The sequence below is a fragment of the Bariatricus sp. HCP28S3_A4 genome, assembly GCF_052066395.1.
Lineage (GTDB): Bacteria > Bacillota > Clostridia > Lachnospirales > Lachnospiraceae > Allocoprococcus.
This window is the reverse complement of the sequence record NZ_JBQHSE010000023.1, coordinates 39,997-57,290: the sequence shown is the minus strand read 5'-3', so window position 1 is coordinate 57,290 and position 17,294 is coordinate 39,997. Positions and strand designations below refer to the sequence as shown.

Sequence of the window (17,294 nt, the reverse complement as noted above, 5' to 3'; positions counted from 1 at the left end):
CCTATACTTGCAATACATTGTGAATTATTTGACCATTTTTCAACAAACTCTTAATTGACAAATGTAAATAAAATGGTATAATTAATATCAGTAATAATTATCGTTTTTATCAAGGAGGTATTTCATGAATACGAAAATTTTCAGAAACATGTCATATGGCGTATACATCGTTGGAACGATGGACGGTGATCGCCCGACCGGATGCGTTGCAAACAGCGTGATGCAGATCACGTCTTCTCCGGCTACCATTGCTGCAAGTATCAACCATGACAACTACACAAACGAATGTATCGAAAAAGCAGGCGTCTTCTCTTTTTCTATCTTATCAGAAGCATCACCGGCCGAACTGATCGGAAAATTCGGTTTTCAGTCCGGAAAAGAGATTAACAAATTCGATGGGGTTGATTTCGAACTCGTATCCGGTGCTCCTGTTTTAAAGCAGACCTGCGGATATGTTGTCTGTAAGGTAGTAGATAAGATGGAAACTTCCACGCACACCGTATTCCTTGGCGAAGTGATCGCTGCCGAAGTATACGATACTTCTGTTCCGGAAATGACCTATTCTTATTATCATAAAGTAGTAAAAGGAAAGAGCCCGAAAAACGCACCAACCTATCTTCCGGAAGAAGAAGAAGCTCCAAAACAGGCTGTATCAAAATATGTCTGCCAGATCTGCGGCTACGTATATGAAGGGGATGAACTTCCGGCTGATTTCATCTGCCCGATTTGCAAGCAGGGAGCCGATAAATTCAAAAAAGTTGATTAATAATCTCACTAAAAAATCCCGCCTCCGGTTTATCGCCGGAGCGGGATTTTTATTATGTTCTTTAATAATATTCTTTAAGATGGATCGTTCTCTTATTTCCAGTTAACGATCTTTCCGAAATCCGGTTTCAGAGCTGCGCCGCCTACTAAGCCGCCGTCAATATCCGGCTGAGCAAATAATTCCGGTGCAGTAGCAGCATTTACAGATCCGCCGTACTGAATACGGATTGCTTCTGCTGTCGCTTCATCATAGATCTCAGCGATGCATTCACGGATTGCCTTGCAAACTTCCTGTGCCTGCTCTGTCGTAGCAGTCTTGCCGGTTCCGATCGCCCAGATCGGTTCATAAGCGATTACGGCTGTCTTTGCCTGATCCGCAGTAACATTCAGGAATCCAACTTTAACCTGCTGGCGGATGAAATCCATTGTTACACCCTGTTCCCTCTGTTCCAGAGTCTCTCCACAGCACATGATCGGTGTAATTCCATGTTCAAATGCCTTCAGCATTTTCTTATTAACGGTCTCATTCGTCTCTGCAAAATATTCTCTTCTCTCAGAATGTCCGAGAACCACATATTTAACTCCTACATCTGTAAGCATTGCCGGAGAGATTTCTCCTGTATATGCACCTTTCTCTTCAAAGTACATATTCTCAGCACCTACCTGGATGTTGCTTCCTTTAGCAGCTTCCATAACAGGAATGATGTCGATAGCAGGTACACAGAATACAACATCTGCGTCTTCTGTTGCTACCAGTGGTTTTAATGTATTTACCAGTTCAACTGCTTCAGACGGAGTCATGTTCATCTTCCAGTTTCCGGCAATGATTTTCTTTCTAGCCATTTTATGTTCCTCCTATTTATCGTTCGCTGCAGCTACGCCCGGAAGTTCTTTTCCTTCAAGGAATTCAAGAGAAGCTCCGCCACCTGTTGAAATATGAGTCATCTTGTCACCATATCCAAGCTGGTTAACAGCTGCTGCGCTGTCGCCGCCACCAATGATCGTAACAGCATCTGTCTCAGCTAAAGCTTTCGCTACAGCTTCTGTTCCTGCAGCAAACTTCGGCATTTCGAATGCTCCCATCGGTCCGTTCCATACAACCGTCTTAGCTTCTTTAACAGCTTCTGCATATAATTTAGCAGTTTCCGGTCCGATATCAAGACCTTCCCATCCATCCGGGATCTCGCCGCGTCCAACGATCTTGGTATTTGCATCGTTAGAGAAGTCGTCCGCAATCACATTATCAACCGGAAGTAATAACTTAACGCCCTTTTCTTCTGCTTTCTTGATCATATTCAGAGCATATTCACAATAATCTTCTTCCAGAAGAGAATTACCAACAGATCCGCCCTGAGCTTTGCTGAATGTGTAAGACATACCACCACCGATAATCAGTGTATCAACTTTTTCAAGCAGGTTCTCAATTACAGAGATCTTGCTGGAAACTTTTGCTCCGCCAAGAATAGCAACAAACGGTCTTTCCGGATTGTTGACTGCGTTTCCAAGGAAATCGATTTCTTTCTGCATTAAGTATCCTACAACTGCTGTATCAACAAACTGAGTAACACCTACGTTAGAGCAGTGTGCACGATGAGCAGTACCAAATGCATCGTTTACAAATACATCACAAAGAGAAGCGAGTTCTTTGGAGAATGCTTCGCCGTTCTTTGTCTCTTCAATTCTGTAACGTGTATTTTCAAGAAGGATCACATCGCCGTCTTTCATAGCTTCTACTGCAGCTCTCGCGTTCGGTCCTACTACTTCTGGATCTGCAGCAAATTTTACTTCCTGTCCAAGAAGTTCAGAAAGTCTTACAGCTACCGGCGCAAGAGATAATTCCGGTTTCGGTTCTCCCTTCGGTTTTCCAAGATGAGAGCAAAGAATGATCTTTCCGCCGTCAGCGATCAATTTCTTGATGGTCGGAAGTGCTGCGACAAGACGGTTCTCGTCTGTGATCTTTCCATCGATGAGCGGTACGTTAAAATCGCATCTTACAAGGACTCTTTTGCCCTTAACATTAATGTCATCTACTGATTTTTTGTTAAGCATGTCATATGCCTCCTTAATTTCTTAAAAAATAAGGTCCGGTCCCAAATAAGACCGGACCCTTTGTGAGTCTATTCTGGAAATAATCCGTCAGATTCAATTGCCAAACATCCGGCTTACAGTAATGTTCCGAAGTGTTTGATTGTTCTTACCATCTGGCTTGTGTAAGAATTTTCATTGTCATACCAAGAAACAACCTGAACTTCTGTAGTTCCGTTGTCAAGCGGCATAGCCATTGTCTGTGTAGCATCGAATAATGAACCATATGTCATACCAACGATATCGCTTGAAACGATTTCATCTGTATTGTATCCGAAAGATTCGTTAGAAGCTGCTTTCATAGCTGCATTGATCTGATCTACAGTTACATTTCCTTCAACAACTGCTGTAAGGATTGTAGTAGAACCTGTCGGGGTCGGAACACGCTGAGCAGATCCGATTAATTTTCCATTTAATTCAGGAATTACTAAACCAATAGCTTTAGCTGCTCCTGTGCTGTTTGGAACGATGTTGCATGCTGCTGCACGAGATCTTCTGAGATCGCCTTTTCTCTGCGGTCCGTCAAGAGTCATCTGATCACCTGTGTAAGCATGGATTGTACACATGATACCAGATTTGATCGGTGCAAGATCGTTCAGTGCCTTAGCCATCGGTGCCAGACAGTTTGTTGTACAAGAAGCTGCTGAAATGATATGATCATCTTTTGTAATCTTTTCATGGTTTACATTGTAAACGATAGTCGGAAGGTCATTTCCTGCCGGAGCTGAGATGATAACATTCTTAGCACCTGCTGTGATATGTGCTTCTGCTTTTGCTTTAGATGTGTAGAATCCTGTACATTCAAGAACTACATCTACATCAAGTTCTCCCCATGGAAGGTTTTCAGCTTTAGCTTCAGCGTAGATTTTGATTTCTTTTCCATCAACAGTGATAGAATCTTCGCCAGCTGTTACAGTATCAGCTAATGCGTATTTTCCCTGAGTAGAATCGTATTTTAATAAGTGAGCTAACATTTTAGGAGATGTAAGGTCGTTGATTGCAACGATCTCATATCCTTCTGCTCCGAACATTTGTCTGAACGCAAGACGTCCGATACGTCCAAATCCATTGATTGCTACTTTTACTGCCATGATTTAGTCCTCCTAAAGTTTAATTGTATTACTGTTTGTTACAGCTACAGAAATGATAAATGATTAACATTGTTAAAGATTCATCAACCATGTTTTATTGTACTAAATCCCGAACAAAAATTCAAGTGTCTTTTGCATTTTTGTGGGCTGTTTTCCATTTTTTATTTAATTCTCCTGAAAACCGGCTCCCTATTTTTAAACTCTGCATAATATCGAAATCCGCAGTCTTCGAGGATCCCGGAAACCTTGTCAAATCCATAAGCGATATGCTCTTCCCTGTGGGCATCTGAGCCAATCGTCACGATCTCGCCTCCCAGTTCCCGGTAACGTTTCAGGATATCCGGATGTGGATGTGCAAAGGGAAGACCATACTTAAGTCCAGCCGTATTCAATTCAAGCCCCTTTCCATGTTCGATCAGAAAACGCAGTATTTCGTCGATCTGATCCGAGAATGCCTGGTAGGAATACTCTTCTTCTCTATGTGTACCGTAGCGCACGGAGTAATCCAGGTGCCCCAGCGCATCAAAATCCGGACAACAGCTGATATCGGTCAGCGTCTCATCCAGCACTTCCCGATATGCTTCCCTATCCGTCCGCCCATCAAAGAAGTCTCTGTAATATGGATCCTTTCCCCGAATCACATGTACGGATCCGATCACATAATCAAAAGAATATCCTTTCAGGAAAGAGTGAATTCTTTCCGGGAGATGCGGCTGAAGTCCGATTTCCACACCGATTCGCAGATCGATCTGATCCTTATATTTTTCCCGAAGCTCTGAAAATGTGCGGAAATATTCTTCTCTGCCAAATATAAATTCGATTCCTTCACAGACATAGTCCATATCTTCATGGTCTGTGATGCAGATACTTTCGAGTCCTTTCGATATGGACGCAAGAATCATGCTCTCCGGGTCTGCTTCGGAATCCCCCGAAAAGCGTGTATGCATATGTGAGTCGCTGCACATTTTTCTCCTTTCCGGAACGATGCCGTCTTGTACTACAGGGATGTGTTTCTGTCTGTAATGATCGTTCCGCCTCCCAGCACGTAATCTCCGTCATAAAGAACCAATGCCTGCCCCGGCGTCACCGCCCTTACCGGTTCGTCAAATGTGCAAAGGATTTCATCTTCACCCGTTCTTTTGACCGTACACGGTGCACCTTTATGATTGTATCGTATTTTGCCAAATGCACGCATCTCGCCTTCGATATCTTCAACTGCCATAAAGTTCAGACGATTTGCCTTCACGAACCGTGTCATGGATTCTTCATTCGTTCCTATTACGACTTCGTTCGTTTCCGGTCGAATCTCCAGAACAAATGCGGGGTGTCCGAGAGAGAGGCCCAGGCCCTTGCGCTGTCCGACGGTATAATGTGTAATTCCTTTATGTCTTCCAAGGATTTTCCCGTCGGTACTGACAAAATTCCCCTCGGGTACTTCTTTTTTGCTTTCTCTTCGGATAAATTCCGCGTAATCCCCGTCCGGTACAAAGCAGATATCCTGACTGTCCGGTTTACTGGCCACTTTGAGATGGATATTCTCTGCAATAGCACGGATCTCTTCCTTGGAATACTCTCCCACCGGCATCAGAGTCCGTTTCAGCTGATCCTGTGTCAGATTGTAAAGTGCATATGTCTGGTCCTTCATTCTGGTTGCCGAATGCTTAATCGCATATCTTCCGTTTGGAAGTACATCGATTCTTGCGTAATGCCCTGTCGCAATATAATCAGCACCGATTTCCATACTTCGCGTAAGAAGTGCTTCCCATTTCACATACCGGTTGCACGCAATACACGGATTCGGAGTCCGTCCGTTCAGATACTCATCCATAAAATAGTCAATGACATATTTCTGAAATTCTTTCTTAAAATTCATCACATAGTACGGAATATCCAGTGCGGCAGCTACCCGGCGCGCGTCTTCCACTGCACTGAGGCCACAGCATCCACCGTTTTCCTCCTGCACCGTTTCTTCTTCATCCTGCCAGATCTGCATTGTGACACCGATCACATCATATCCCTGTTCCTTTAGCAGGTAGGCAGCAACGGAAGAATCCACACCGCCGGACATTCCAACAACAACTTTCTTTTTCTCCATCCTTCTTCTCCGCGGCAAAGTCTAGTATACTAGTACTCTTCTTCCTCGTCCTCTTCTCCTTCATGAATATCGGACTTCGGTTTTTCAAGTCCTTCGATCTTAATTCCATTCTTCTGCGCATAATCCCAGAGTGCTGCATGAATTGCTTCTTCCGCCAGAAGAGAACAATGTACCTTTACCGGCGGAAGACCGTCAAGTGCTTCCATAACGGCTTTATTCGTGATCTGCATTGCCTCCTGAATATTCTTGCCTTTCACAAGCTCCGTCGCCATACTACTGGTCGCAACGGCAGCTCCGCACCCGAAAGTCTTGAATTTGACATCCCTGATGATACCGTTATCGTCAATATCAAGATAAATTCTCATGATATCTCCACATTTCGCATTACCTACTGTTCCCACTCCACTGGCATTTTCAATCTCACCCATATTTCTCGGGTGCTGAAAATGATCCATTACTTTTTCTGAATACATCTATATTTACCTCCTGTTATTTCTCCTGTTTTTTCATAAAGTCTTCATAAAGCGGTGACATATTTCTCAGATCACTTACGATCGTTTTCAATTGTTCTACGACATAGTCGATCTCTTCTCTGGTGATCTCTTCATTCAGTGTCAGCCGCAGCGATCCATGCGCGATCTCGTGTGGAAGTCCGATCGCCATCAGCACATGGGACGGATCCAGAGATCCCGAAGTGCAGGCAGAACCGCTTGATCCACAGATACCTGCCATATCCAGACGGATCAGAAGGGATTCCCCTTCGATAAACCGGAAACTGAAGTTTGCATTATTCGGAAGCCTCTTTTCCGGGTGTCCATTCAGCTTTGTATACGGGATTTCATCAAGCACCCGGCTGATCAGATAGTCACGCATTTCAATCTCTTTCTTTGCACGTTCCTCCATGGTAGCCGCTGCCCTTGCTGCTGCTGTTCCAAGCCCGATAATTCCCGGTACATTTTCCGTTCCGGCACGGCGCTTTCTCTCCTGTGCGCCGCCATGAATAAAGGAGCGGATCTTAACACCCTTGCGGATATAAAGGAACCCGATTCCTTTCGGTCCGTTCAGCTTATGACCGCTGGCACTCAGCATATCGATCTGACACTCATTTACATCGATCGGTACCTGTCCAAATGCCTGAACTGCATCCGTATGGAACAGCACACCATGCTTTTTCGCGATGGCACCGATCTCTTTGATCGGTTCGATGGTACCGATCTCATTGTTGGCGAACATAACGGAAATCAGGATCGTATCCGGGCGAATCGCCGCTTCCAGCTCATCCAACTTCACAAGTCCGTTCTCATCCACATCCAAATACGTCACTTCATAGCCGCGTTTCTGGAGATATTCCCCGGTATGAAGAATCGCATGATGCTCAATCTTCGTCGTGATAATATGCTTTCCTTTCTCTGCATACGCTTCCGCCGTTGCCTTCAGTGCCCAGTTGTCGGATTCCGATCCGCCTGCCGTAAAATAGATCTCATTGGGAGCAGCTCCGAGCATCTCTGCAATGCGTTCTCTCTGCTCATTGATCTTCTCTTTGTTACCGGATGCAAAGCTGTACACACTTGAGGGATTGCCGTAATACTCTGTAAAATAAGGCAGCATCGCCTCCACTACCTCCGGGGCTGTCTTTGTAGTTGCAGCATTATCCAAATATATGACTTTATTCATAAGTTCTTCCTCCTTCTTGTCTTTATATTCCATCTTTTACATTCTATATTTTTCATTTTCTTCTTTTTGATTCGTTTCTTTCTGGTTCGTTTCTTTTATGAGAGTATCGATCATAATGCCGTCTACTGTAGCAGTTACACTCTCATTGACTTTCTGCCAGACGTATTTCGCAACACAACGGTCTTTGACGGTACAGGTCTCTTCCGGGTGAAATGCTGCACACGTTACCGGCTCAACACTTCCTTCCAATGCCCGAAGCACATCTCCAACCGATATTTCCGATGCCTTTCTGGCCAGTATGTAACCGCCTCCGGCTCCTCTTACACTTTTGACCAGACCTGCCTTCTTCATCTTGGCCATCAGTTGTTCCAGATATCGTTCGGAAATATCCTGTCGTTCGGAAATGCTGCTGATCGACACCGGCCCCACCCCTTCATATTCTGCCAGATCTATAAATGCACGCAGTCCATATCTTCCTTTTGTGGATAGTTTCACGCCATCACCTTCTATTCATTACCAGTATATCCTGTTTTATTCCTAGTTTTTTGCTAGGATTAATTCATAAAGAGAATATCACTATACAGATGTTCTGTCAAGTCACTTTTCCGAATAAGCTTTAACAAATATCCTTCTAGGAGTCATTATGTCCAGGAAGCAAACCATTATCAGAGGAACTTTTATATTAACCTTTACAGGATTACTTACAAGAGTGATTGGATTCTTTTACAGGATTTTCCTGAGCCGAACCTTTCAGGCCGAAGGAGTAGGCCTGTATCAGCTTATTTTTCCGGTCTACGCCCTATGCTTTTCTCTCACCTCCGCAGGGATTCAGACTGCGCTTTCGCGCATTGTTGCCAAGTACAAGGCTCTGAATCAGGAGAAAACCTGCCAAAATGCTTTGAAAACCGCACTGTTTCTCAGTATGATTCTCTCTTTTGCTGCACTGATTGTCGTTCAAAAGCGCGCAGAACCGATTGCTTCTATCATATTACAGGAACCGCGATGCGCAGAACTGCTAACCTCCATGTCCCTTGCTTTTCCCTTTGCTGCAATCCACAGCTGTATTTGTGGATATTATCTTGGAATGAAAAAAACAGAAGTACCAGCCGTGTCCCAGCTTCTGGAGCAGCTGTTCAGAGTACTTTCCGTTGTTTTTTTCTGTCAGATCGGCCTGCATTTTTCCATGGGAACCCCTGTTACCATCGCAGTACTGGGCATGGTCTGCGGAGAAATAGTCTCAGCAATTTACAGCATCTTTATGCTGCACGAAACTCTGTTTTCTCCGTCCGGGAAACTTCAGGATTTTCTTATACCGGCAAGGGAACTGCTTCACCTTTCTATTCCCTTGACGGCAAACCGGGTGTTACTCAATCTTCTTCAGAGTGCGGAAGCAATCCTGATTCCGTTGCGTCTTCAAATGTATGGACTGACTTTATCCGACTCCTTAAGTACATACGGGGTTCTGACCGGTATGGCGCTCCCCTGCATCCTGTTTCCATCTGCGATCACAAATTCCGTCTCCACCATGCTTCTTCCGACCGTCGCGGAGCTCCAGGTCTCTGATTTGCGACATAATCTGCCCAAATTGATACGAAAGGTTGTCTTCTGCTGTTTTTCTCTTGGTTTTCTCTGCATGGCCGGGTTCTTCGTTCTCGGAAATATTATGGGAAATCTTATTTTCCACAACAGCGAGGCCGGCAATTTCATTATAACACTGGCTTTTATTTGTCCGTTCTTATATACCAACACAGCATTAATCAGTATATTGAACGGTCTCGGCAAAACATCGTTCACATTTCTTACCAACACAGCCGGACTCTTGATGCGAATCTGCAGCGTGTATTTTCTGATCCCCAAATATGGGATCCTCGCATATCTGCACGGGCTTCTTGCCAGCCAGTTTCTCATATCTGCACTTTCTCTTTACGGACTTCTCCATTATGGCAAGCGAAAAGAGTCTGACTAGCCAAGCCAGACTCTTTTAACAGATCAATTTCAGAAACCATTTTACGATTCCCGGATTCAGATACGCTTCTGTCATGATCCCTGCCAGAATCATGATGGCCACAAATCCTGTTTTTCCCGCATTCCACTCTGACTGTGGATAATGATACAAATACCACAGAATCACTATGTAGGCCAGGCTGTAAAAAAAGAAATGTGGTAACATTCCGGCTATACACAGAAGCATACCCCGGGCACCAAGACGGAGCACAGACGCAGCAGCTACGATTCCTGCCGAAAAGCCTGTCCAGAGCAATGTCCCGATCGCCGCTGTTTTCTTAAACTTTGTACCCCCCGCAAGTCCCAGGAACACTGCAGGCAACATCCTGTATCGCAACAAATACGGGAAATACTCTCCTATATCAATCTCCGACTGTGCATACTGGGTAAAAAATGATTCATGAAACACTCCTGTTACTGTACTAAAACTGTCCGCAGCGAGATTGGCATAGACGATTCCCAAGAGGAACCCGGACACGAAAACAAGCACCAGCTGCTGCTTACTTTGATGAAGCTGCACTCCCATGGCCTCCCTTTTTTCAAGATATTCCATTATATGTCGGGTTTTCCTCGCTGATTCACATTTTACTCACTTATTTCCGATTATACTTTGCATCGTAAGCCAGAATAGAGGCCACTGTTTTAGAGTCTTCAATCTCACCGTCAAATATCATCTGTTTCAGTTCTTCTACTGTATGTAATTCCACATTGACGAATTCATTCGGATCCAGATGCTGTTTCGATGGTACAAGATTTTTTGCCACATATACTTCAATCCGCTCATTGCAGAATGCAACGGTTGTTCTTAATGTAATCAGCCATTCCAGGTTCTCTGACCGGTATCCTGTCTCCTCCTCCAATTCTCTTGCCGAACAGTTGATTCCCGGCTCTTCCGGATCATCCAGTGCCCCTGCCGGGATCTCCAGTGTAAACCGTTCCAGAGCATTCCGATACTGACGAACCATAATAATACGCCCGTCATCCGTTACAGGCACTACTGCAGCTGCTCCCCGGTGATGAATATAATCCCACTCCTCTGTATTTCCATTGGAAAACTGCATATAGTCACGATAAACATCTACGATCGCGCCCTGATACATTCGTATTCGTTTCACTCTGGTCATTTCTTTTTCCATATGATCCATCCCTCTTTTCCCGTATTATCATAACTCAATCCCACCACATCATGCAGGATTACTCTGAGCCCATTCTATCCAGCAAAAAACAGCTATCCCGAAGGTACCCCTTCTGAATAGCTGTTATTTCCTGCTTATTTTGCGTAATCCGTAACTCTTGATTCGCGAATTACGTTTACTTTTATCTGTCCCGGATATTCCAATTCGAATTCAATCTGTTTTGAAATATCTCTTGCCAGCAATACCATATCGTCATCAGATACTTGTTCTGGAACTACCATTACACGAATCTCTCTACCTGCTTGAATTGCAAAAGATTTATCAACGCCCTTAAACTGGTTCGTGATATCTTCTAACTGTTTTAATCTGTTTGTATATGTTTCCAATGTTTCTCTTCTCGCACCCGGTCTTGCCGCAGAGATCGTGTCTGCCGCCTGAACGATGCATGCAATCAGAGTCTCTGGTTCTACATCACCGTGATGCGCTTCTACTGCATTGATAATTGTAGGTGATTCTTTATACTTTCTACATAAATCCACACCAATCTGAATGTGTGAGCCCTCTACATCATGATCAATTGATTTACCAATGTCATGTAAAAGTCCGGCTCTCTTAGCCAAACGGACATCAAGTCCGATCTCACCTGCGAGAAGTCCGGAAAGTTGTGCTACTTCAATAGAATGCTTGAGTGCATTCTGTCCATAGCTTGTTCTGAACTTCATTCGTCCAAGAAGTCGAATCAGTTCCGGATGAATACCATGTACACCAACTTCCAGCGCTGCTGCTTCACCTTCCTCGCGGATCATTGTATCCACTTCTTTTTGTGCTTTTTCTACCATTTCTTCGATTCTCGCCGGATGAATTCGTCCGTCAACAATCAAACGCTCCAGGGCAATTCTTGCCACTTCTCTGCGGATCGGGTCAAATCCGGATAAAACAACCGCTTCCGGAGTATCGTCAATAATTAACTCCACACCGGTCAATGTTTCGAGGGTACGGATATTCCGACCTTCACGTCCGATAATTCTTCCCTTCATCTCATCACTCGGAAGCTGTACTACAGAAATTGTAGTTTCAGCAACATGATCTGCAGCACATCTCTGAATCGCCGTCACGACGCATTCCTTCGCTTTCTTATCAGCCTCTTCCTTCGCCTGATTCTCCAGCTCTTTAATCATTTTCGCAGTGTCATGTTTCACATCATCTTCAACAGTTTTCAACAGATAATCTTTTGCCTGTTCGGAGGTAAGTCCTGAGATTCTTTCTAGTTCCTGTACTCTTTGTTTGCTAAGTTCTTCTACCTTTGCTTCGCGCTGCTTAATCGCTTCTTCTCTCGAAGTAAATGCCGCTTCCCTGCGTTCCATTGCTTCCGAACGCTTGTCAACGGATTCCTCTTTAGAAAGGACTCGCTTCTCATAACGTTGTAACTCTGCCCGACGTTCTTTGGTTTCCTTCTCGAGTTCGTTCTTCGTTCTGATCGATTCCTCTTTTACTTCCAAGAGAGCTTCCTTCTTTTTTGCTTCTGCCGTCTTCAATGCATCATCTATGATTTCTCTTGCTTTTGTATCAGCATTTCCGATTTTAGAATCCGCATCACTTTTTAACTTCGACACGGTAGCAAAATAAGTAATCGGCACCGCCACAATAAGTGTGACAACCACAGCAATAATTATACTCATTATTGGCACAGGAGCACCTCCTTATTTAGTTTTCATTGTACAAATACAACACTTAAATTCTATACTGTTTTCACAAATATGTCAAGCATTCCGTGCCAAAACTTGTATCACTTGACGATTAGGGCTCAAACGCCTTTTTTATGTCCGTATAGCGAAAGCCTTTGCGTGCCAGACTGGCATATGCTTTCTGCAAGCTGACAGGATCCATCTCTTCCGGATTCCAGTGCTTTTTATGCATGATCTCCCGAATTGCCTCCCGATCCGAATGCTCTGCATAAACTTCTTCCAGAACCTTGTCAACGAGTTCTCCGGACACGTTCTTCTGTGCAAGAAGTGCTTCGATCTCACGGCGACTCTTCTTGCCCTTCCTGCTCTCAATGAAATTTCGGACATAGTTCTCGTCATTTATGTATCCAAAAGACTTCACATACGCAATCGCCGCTTCCGTCACGTCCTCCGGATATCCGCTCTGTCTGAGCTTCTGCCTAAGCTGCTCCTCCGTTCTCGCCATATCCGTCAACAAATGCATGGCTCTCAGCTTTGCCTGTTTCAGAAGTACTTCCTCTTTCAGTCTGCTCCAGATCTCATCCGTAATTTCGCTGCCTTTCTCAAGGCCATAACTCTTCAGATCCGTTTTATAGAGCATACATACATATTCTCCATCTAAATACATCCTGAATTTTGTCTTTGTGACCGACTCTATTTCCGTAATAATCATGCATTCTCACCTGCCGAATCAGTCTTCCTGTGTCTCCGGGGCACCCTCGCCAAGTCCGTAATGCTCTCTGACCTTTTCTTCTACTTCTTCCATAATCTCCGGATGAGAAGCAAGATAAGTCTTTGCATTTTCCCTGCCCTGTCCGATCTTCTCTCCGTTATATGCATACCATGCACCGCTCTTATTGATCACATCCACGTTTGCGGCAAGATCAAGGATATCTCCTTCTCTGGAAATTCCTTTTCCGAACATGATATCAAACTCCGCTTCTTTGAACGGCGGCGCGATCTTATTCTTCACAATCTTGACACGGACACGGTTTCCTACCATCTCACCGCCCTGCTTCAGAGTCTCGATCCTTCTTACATCCATACGCACAGAAGCATAGAACTTCAGAGCTCTACCTCCCGTAGTGGTCTCCGGATTACCGAACATCACACCGACCTTCTCACGAAGCTGGTTGATGAAGATCACTACACAGTTCGACTTACTGATTACCGGCGTCAGTTTTCTGAGTGCCTGGGACATCAGACGCGCCTGAAGCCCGACATGACTGTCTCCCATGTCACCTTCGATCTCCTGTTTCGGTACAAGTGCAGCTACGGAGTCCACAACAATGATATCGATCGCTCCGGAGCGCACCATCGTCTCCGTGATCTCCAGTGCCTGGTCACCGCTGTCCGGCTGGGAAATATATAATTCATCAATATCCACACCGATATTCTTCGCATACACAGGATCCAGCGCGTGCTCCGCATCAATGAATCCTGCAATTCCTCCGCGCTTCTGGACTTCGGCGATCATATGAAGTGCGACCGTCGTCTTACCACTGGACTCCGGTCCGTAGATCTCCACGATACGTCCCTTCGGTACGCCGCCCATTCCGAGCGCAATATCGAGACTCAGGGATCCTGTCGGTACAGTCTCCACCTGAACCTGTGCGGCCGGATCCCCCAGCTTCATCACAGTTCCTTTTCCAAAATCCTTCTCCAGTTTTGCAATCGCTGCATCCAGCGCTTTCTTTTTATTCTCATCACTCATTGCTGCCATAATTCAAATTCTCCTTTATCTTTACTGAATTTTCTCATCAAAGTTTACTTTTGGAATTCCGACTCTATCGAACGAATGTTTGTCGTAAATCAATAATAGTACATACGTTCTGTTTTGTCAAGCAGTTTTGTTCTTATTATGACGAATGATCTATTGCAGAACCGAACCACAATGCCATCGTCATCTCTCTGAAAATGTGCCACTCAAAAATGGTCCACCGAACCATTTTCTCATATGCATGGCAACTGAAAACGGAAAGGATCAAAATACTCTGATCCTTACCTCTTTGAATGATACCATACCAAAATCTTCTTTACAAGCAATTTCACGGATCCTGTTGCGATAAAAAGCTGTACCAGAAAGAAGCAACACTTCAGCCGCAGAGCCAAAGTGTTGCTTCCAAATCAAATATAAGAAATCATTCTATCCAAAGATTTCCCGCACTAAATTTCAAACCATTCCATATCCTCCGGAACATACAGATTTCCGTGATAATACGCTTTTCCCTCAGCCGTATACAATTCCTTCCTGTTCTTCAGATGGTCTTCCTCAGTGTGATACAAAATCAAATTTGCCACGCCCAGCCGTTCGGCAAGTTCACATGCTTCCCGCACCGTGCTATGGTGTTTCTCGTAAGGTTTGTATCGATCGGCCTCGCTATATAGGCAGAATGCCTCATGCATCAGCCAGTCGCTGTCCTTTACATACTCGTATTCGCATGGGTTATAGGGTTCGTCTCCGCAGCAGGAGAGCTTTGTGCCGCCGGGTAGGATCATGGAGAATCCGTACTGTTTCGCTTTCGTCGACTGGATATCAAAGAAGGTGACCGGACAATCCATGATCATCTTCCGGTCCCCGTTTTCCAGAGGAATCATCTGAATCCTTTCTCCGATATGCTTTGTCACCTTCTTCTGAATAGTGAGCTCCGCGATCGTCACCACCTTATTTACCAGATCCGAATGGCAGTAGATTCTGAGATCACCCTCATATTTCCCCTGATTCATCTTCTGTCCAATCATACGGATCAGCCAGATAACGCCAAGAATATGATCAAGATGTTCGTGAGTCAGGAAAATATCGTGGATTTCTTCCAACGGTACCTGTGCGTCCTTCAGCGCTTTTAAGATGCGGTTTCCACCGCCACCGTCTACCAGAAAATGCCTGTGTTTATCTGACAATACGAAACAGGTGTTAAAATATTCCGTCACCGCTGCATTTCCAGTCCCTAACACCGTAAGTTTCATGGTTATTCCTCCTCTTGTACTTCGTAGTACTTCATCAGTGCCTGAGTTCCGAGATCTCCCAGCCCTTCTGCCTCAAGCTCCTCGTAATTTGCAAGAACAAGACTGAGCATCTCCAGACTGAGTCCACTGATATTTGCCTCCACCAGCGCCAGCTTCATATCTTTGATGAAATGCTTCATAAAGAATCCCGGTGCATAATCCTCCTCCAGGATCTTCGGTCCGAAGGTGTCGAGCTGTTTGCTTCCCGCTGCTCCTGTGGAAACCGATTTTAATAAAGTCGGCATATCCAGACCTTTCGCTTTCGCATAGCTCAGAGCCTCGCAGACTCCTGTAAGGGTTCCCGCGATCATAATCTGGTTGGCAAGCTTCGCATGCTGGCCGCAGCCTGCTTCACCCTGATAGTTGATATTGGTTCCCACGGCCTCAAAAAGTGGCATACATGCCTCGAAATCTTCTTCCTTTCCGCCGACCAGAATGGATAAGGTTCCGGCCTTCGCCCCGGTATCCCCTCCGGTGACCGGCGCATCCAGCACATGAAATCCTTTTTCTTCCCCTTCTTTACTAATCTTCACAGAGATCTGTGGACTGGTCGTCGTCATATCAATCAGATAAGCACCGGCATCTGCAGATTCCAGAATGCCTCCTTCATCGAAGTATACTTCTTCCACATCCTGCGGAAAACCAACGATCGTAATGACCGCCTCGCATCCCTTTACGCAGGCAGCAATTGAGTCATGAAACAGGGCTCCTTCCCCGATTACATCTTCCACCTTTGCACGATTTCTCGCATAAATATGCAGTTCAAATCCTGCCTTCATCAAATTACGCACCATGGATTTTCCCATGATCCCTACACCGATAAATCCTACTTTTCTCATTTCTTGATTCCTTTCCTTTTCCCGATTCCGCCTGTTTTACTCCCAAATATTTCCGGGAAAACCCGATAAAGCGCCTCTGCCACACCATCTTCCTCATTGGAAGCTGTGATCATATCGGCAGCCGCCCTGCAAAGCTCACCCGCATTAGATACCGCTACTCCAAGTCCTGCTTCCCGAAGCATTTCGCTGTCATTGTCCCCGTCACCGAACGCGATGGCCTCCGACGGGTCGATCTTCAGCATTTCCAGAAGTTTCTTAAGTCCGGCATGTTTACCCGCCGCCTCGTCCGATATTTCGATCAGATGCGGGGCACTGGTCGTCACATAGATTCCGGGAATCGTTTCCCGAACCAGCTTCAGGATCTCGTCTTTTTCTTTTGGATTTGCGATCACATCCATGCAGTCCAGTTCCTTCTCATGCTCCTTGAGAAAGCTCCGGATATCCGGTACTGCATGACGGGTACTTTGAATGTAACCGCGAATCTCAGGCCGTACACCAAACATCTCAGGGCAGTCAAAATAGTCCTGACCGGTGTACGCCTTTCCGTCGATGAATGCCTCGTAAGTCACAGAATAATGTTCTAAAAGTGCAAACACACTCCTGACCACCTGGCTTTGAAGCTTCAGGGACCAGATCTGTTCCCGTTTCTCGACATCCATCAGTACCACGCCGTTGGAAGTGATCGCATACCGGATCCCGTCCATTTTCGTGATGCACTCCGGAAATGCCCCAAACGGCCTCCCGCTTGCCGGGACCACCAGGATTCCCGCCTCGATCAGCCGTTCAAGCGCATCCCGCGTCGTCGCAGAAAGCGTACTCTCCTCATTCAGAAGCGTTTTATCCAGATCGGAAACTACACATTTGTATCTCATCTT

General features: G+C 45.3%; 18 protein-coding genes. 2 read left to right on the top strand and 16 right to left on the bottom strand.

Going from position 1 to position 17,294, the window contains the following annotated elements; genetic code table 11:
* Positions 1–124 precede the first annotated feature (124 nt).
* Entirely contained in the window at positions 125–766 is a 642-nt protein-coding gene (locus tag ACTNBF_RS11850) for a flavin reductase (protein ID WP_427807049.1), read from the top strand.
* A 92-nt stretch (positions 767–858) separates the two neighbouring features.
* Here ACTNBF_RS11850 and tpiA read toward each other — a convergent pair whose 3' ends face one another.
* The 8 genes from tpiA to ACTNBF_RS11810 all read right to left on the bottom strand — a co-directional run bounded on the left by tpiA (position 859) and on the right by ACTNBF_RS11810 (position 8,205).
* The gene (gene tpiA / locus ACTNBF_RS11845) at positions 859–1,608 is read right to left on the bottom strand and encodes a triose-phosphate isomerase (RefSeq protein WP_427807050.1); all 750 of its coding nucleotides are present in this window, start codon (positions 1,606–1,608) and stop codon (positions 859–861) included.
* Between the two features lie 12 nt (positions 1,609–1,620).
* A complete protein-coding gene (locus ACTNBF_RS11840) occupies positions 1,621–2,814 on the bottom strand; it encodes a phosphoglycerate kinase (RefSeq protein ID WP_427807051.1) in 1,194 nt (397 codons plus the stop codon).
* A 113-nt stretch (positions 2,815–2,927) separates the two neighbouring features.
* On the bottom strand, positions 2,928–3,941 hold the full coding sequence (gene gap / locus ACTNBF_RS11835; protein ID WP_427807053.1) for a type I glyceraldehyde-3-phosphate dehydrogenase: 1,014 nt from the start codon (positions 3,939–3,941) through the stop codon (positions 2,928–2,930).
* Positions 3,942–4,102: 161 nt separating this feature from the next.
* Positions 4,103–4,906, bottom strand: a complete 804-nt coding sequence (locus tag ACTNBF_RS11830; RefSeq protein WP_427807055.1) for a histidinol-phosphatase HisJ family protein — start codon at positions 4,904–4,906, stop codon at positions 4,103–4,105.
* Positions 4,907–4,938: 32 nt separating this feature from the next.
* Positions 4,939–6,036, bottom strand: a complete 1,098-nt coding sequence (gene mnmA, locus ACTNBF_RS11825) for a tRNA 2-thiouridine(34) synthase MnmA (RefSeq protein WP_441024853.1) — start codon at positions 6,034–6,036, stop codon at positions 4,939–4,941.
* Between the two features lie 29 nt (positions 6,037–6,065).
* Positions 6,066–6,509 carry a Fe-S cluster assembly scaffold protein NifU gene (nifU, locus tag ACTNBF_RS11820; protein ID WP_427807057.1) on the bottom strand — a complete coding sequence of 148 codons (444 nt, stop codon included), beginning with the start codon at positions 6,507–6,509 and terminating at the stop codon, positions 6,066–6,068.
* Between the two features lie 16 nt (positions 6,510–6,525).
* Complete coding sequence (gene nifS, locus ACTNBF_RS11815) at positions 6,526–7,710, bottom strand: cysteine desulfurase NifS (RefSeq protein WP_427807058.1); 1,185 nt, start codon at positions 7,708–7,710, stop codon at positions 6,526–6,528.
* A gap of 36 nt (positions 7,711–7,746) precedes the next feature.
* A complete protein-coding gene (locus ACTNBF_RS11810) occupies positions 7,747–8,205 on the bottom strand; it encodes an RrF2 family transcriptional regulator (RefSeq protein WP_441024850.1) in 459 nt (152 codons plus the stop codon).
* 148 nt (positions 8,206–8,353) lie between these two features.
* On the opposite strand from ACTNBF_RS11810, the gene ACTNBF_RS11805 reads away from it, so the two are divergent.
* The gene (locus ACTNBF_RS11805; RefSeq protein ID WP_441089319.1) at positions 8,354–9,676 is read left to right on the top strand and encodes an oligosaccharide flippase family protein; all 1,323 of its coding nucleotides are present in this window, start codon (positions 8,354–8,356) and stop codon (positions 9,674–9,676) included.
* Positions 9,677–9,691: 15 nt separating this feature from the next.
* Here the strand turns inward: ACTNBF_RS11805 and ACTNBF_RS11800 are convergent, their stop codons facing one another.
* The 8 genes from ACTNBF_RS11800 to ACTNBF_RS11765 form a co-directional block, all read right to left on the bottom strand.
* Complete coding sequence (locus tag ACTNBF_RS11800; protein WP_427819783.1) at positions 9,692–10,234, bottom strand: stage II sporulation protein M; 543 nt, start codon at positions 10,232–10,234, stop codon at positions 9,692–9,694.
* A gap of 73 nt (positions 10,235–10,307) precedes the next feature.
* On the bottom strand, positions 10,308–10,850 hold the full coding sequence (locus tag ACTNBF_RS11795; protein WP_427807062.1) for an NUDIX hydrolase: 543 nt from the start codon (positions 10,848–10,850) through the stop codon (positions 10,308–10,310).
* A 134-nt stretch (positions 10,851–10,984) separates the two neighbouring features.
* The gene (rny, locus tag ACTNBF_RS11790; protein WP_427807063.1) at positions 10,985–12,529 is read right to left on the bottom strand and encodes a ribonuclease Y; all 1,545 of its coding nucleotides are present in this window, start codon (positions 12,527–12,529) and stop codon (positions 10,985–10,987) included.
* A gap of 118 nt (positions 12,530–12,647) precedes the next feature.
* On the bottom strand, positions 12,648–13,247 hold the full coding sequence (locus ACTNBF_RS11785; RefSeq protein ID WP_441089318.1) for a regulatory protein RecX: 600 nt from the start codon (positions 13,245–13,247) through the stop codon (positions 12,648–12,650).
* A gap of 18 nt (positions 13,248–13,265) precedes the next feature.
* Positions 13,266–14,288: a recombinase RecA gene (gene recA, locus ACTNBF_RS11780; RefSeq protein ID WP_441017398.1), complete on the bottom strand. Its 1,023-nt coding sequence runs from the start codon at positions 14,286–14,288 to the stop codon at positions 13,266–13,268.
* Between the two features lie 452 nt (positions 14,289–14,740).
* Positions 14,741–15,541 carry an MBL fold metallo-hydrolase gene (locus ACTNBF_RS11775; protein ID WP_427807065.1) on the bottom strand — a complete coding sequence of 267 codons (801 nt, stop codon included), beginning with the start codon at positions 15,539–15,541 and terminating at the stop codon, positions 14,741–14,743.
* 2 nt (positions 15,542–15,543) lie between these two features.
* The gene (locus ACTNBF_RS11770; protein WP_441024849.1) at positions 15,544–16,419 is read right to left on the bottom strand and encodes an NAD(P)-dependent oxidoreductase; all 876 of its coding nucleotides are present in this window, start codon (positions 16,417–16,419) and stop codon (positions 15,544–15,546) included.
* On the bottom strand, positions 16,416–17,291 hold the full coding sequence (locus ACTNBF_RS11765; RefSeq protein WP_441024847.1) for an HAD family hydrolase: 876 nt from the start codon (positions 17,289–17,291) through the stop codon (positions 16,416–16,418). The genes ACTNBF_RS11770 and ACTNBF_RS11765 overlap by 4 nt, the downstream gene beginning before the upstream one ends.
* Between the last annotated feature and the right edge of the window lie 3 nt (positions 17,292–17,294).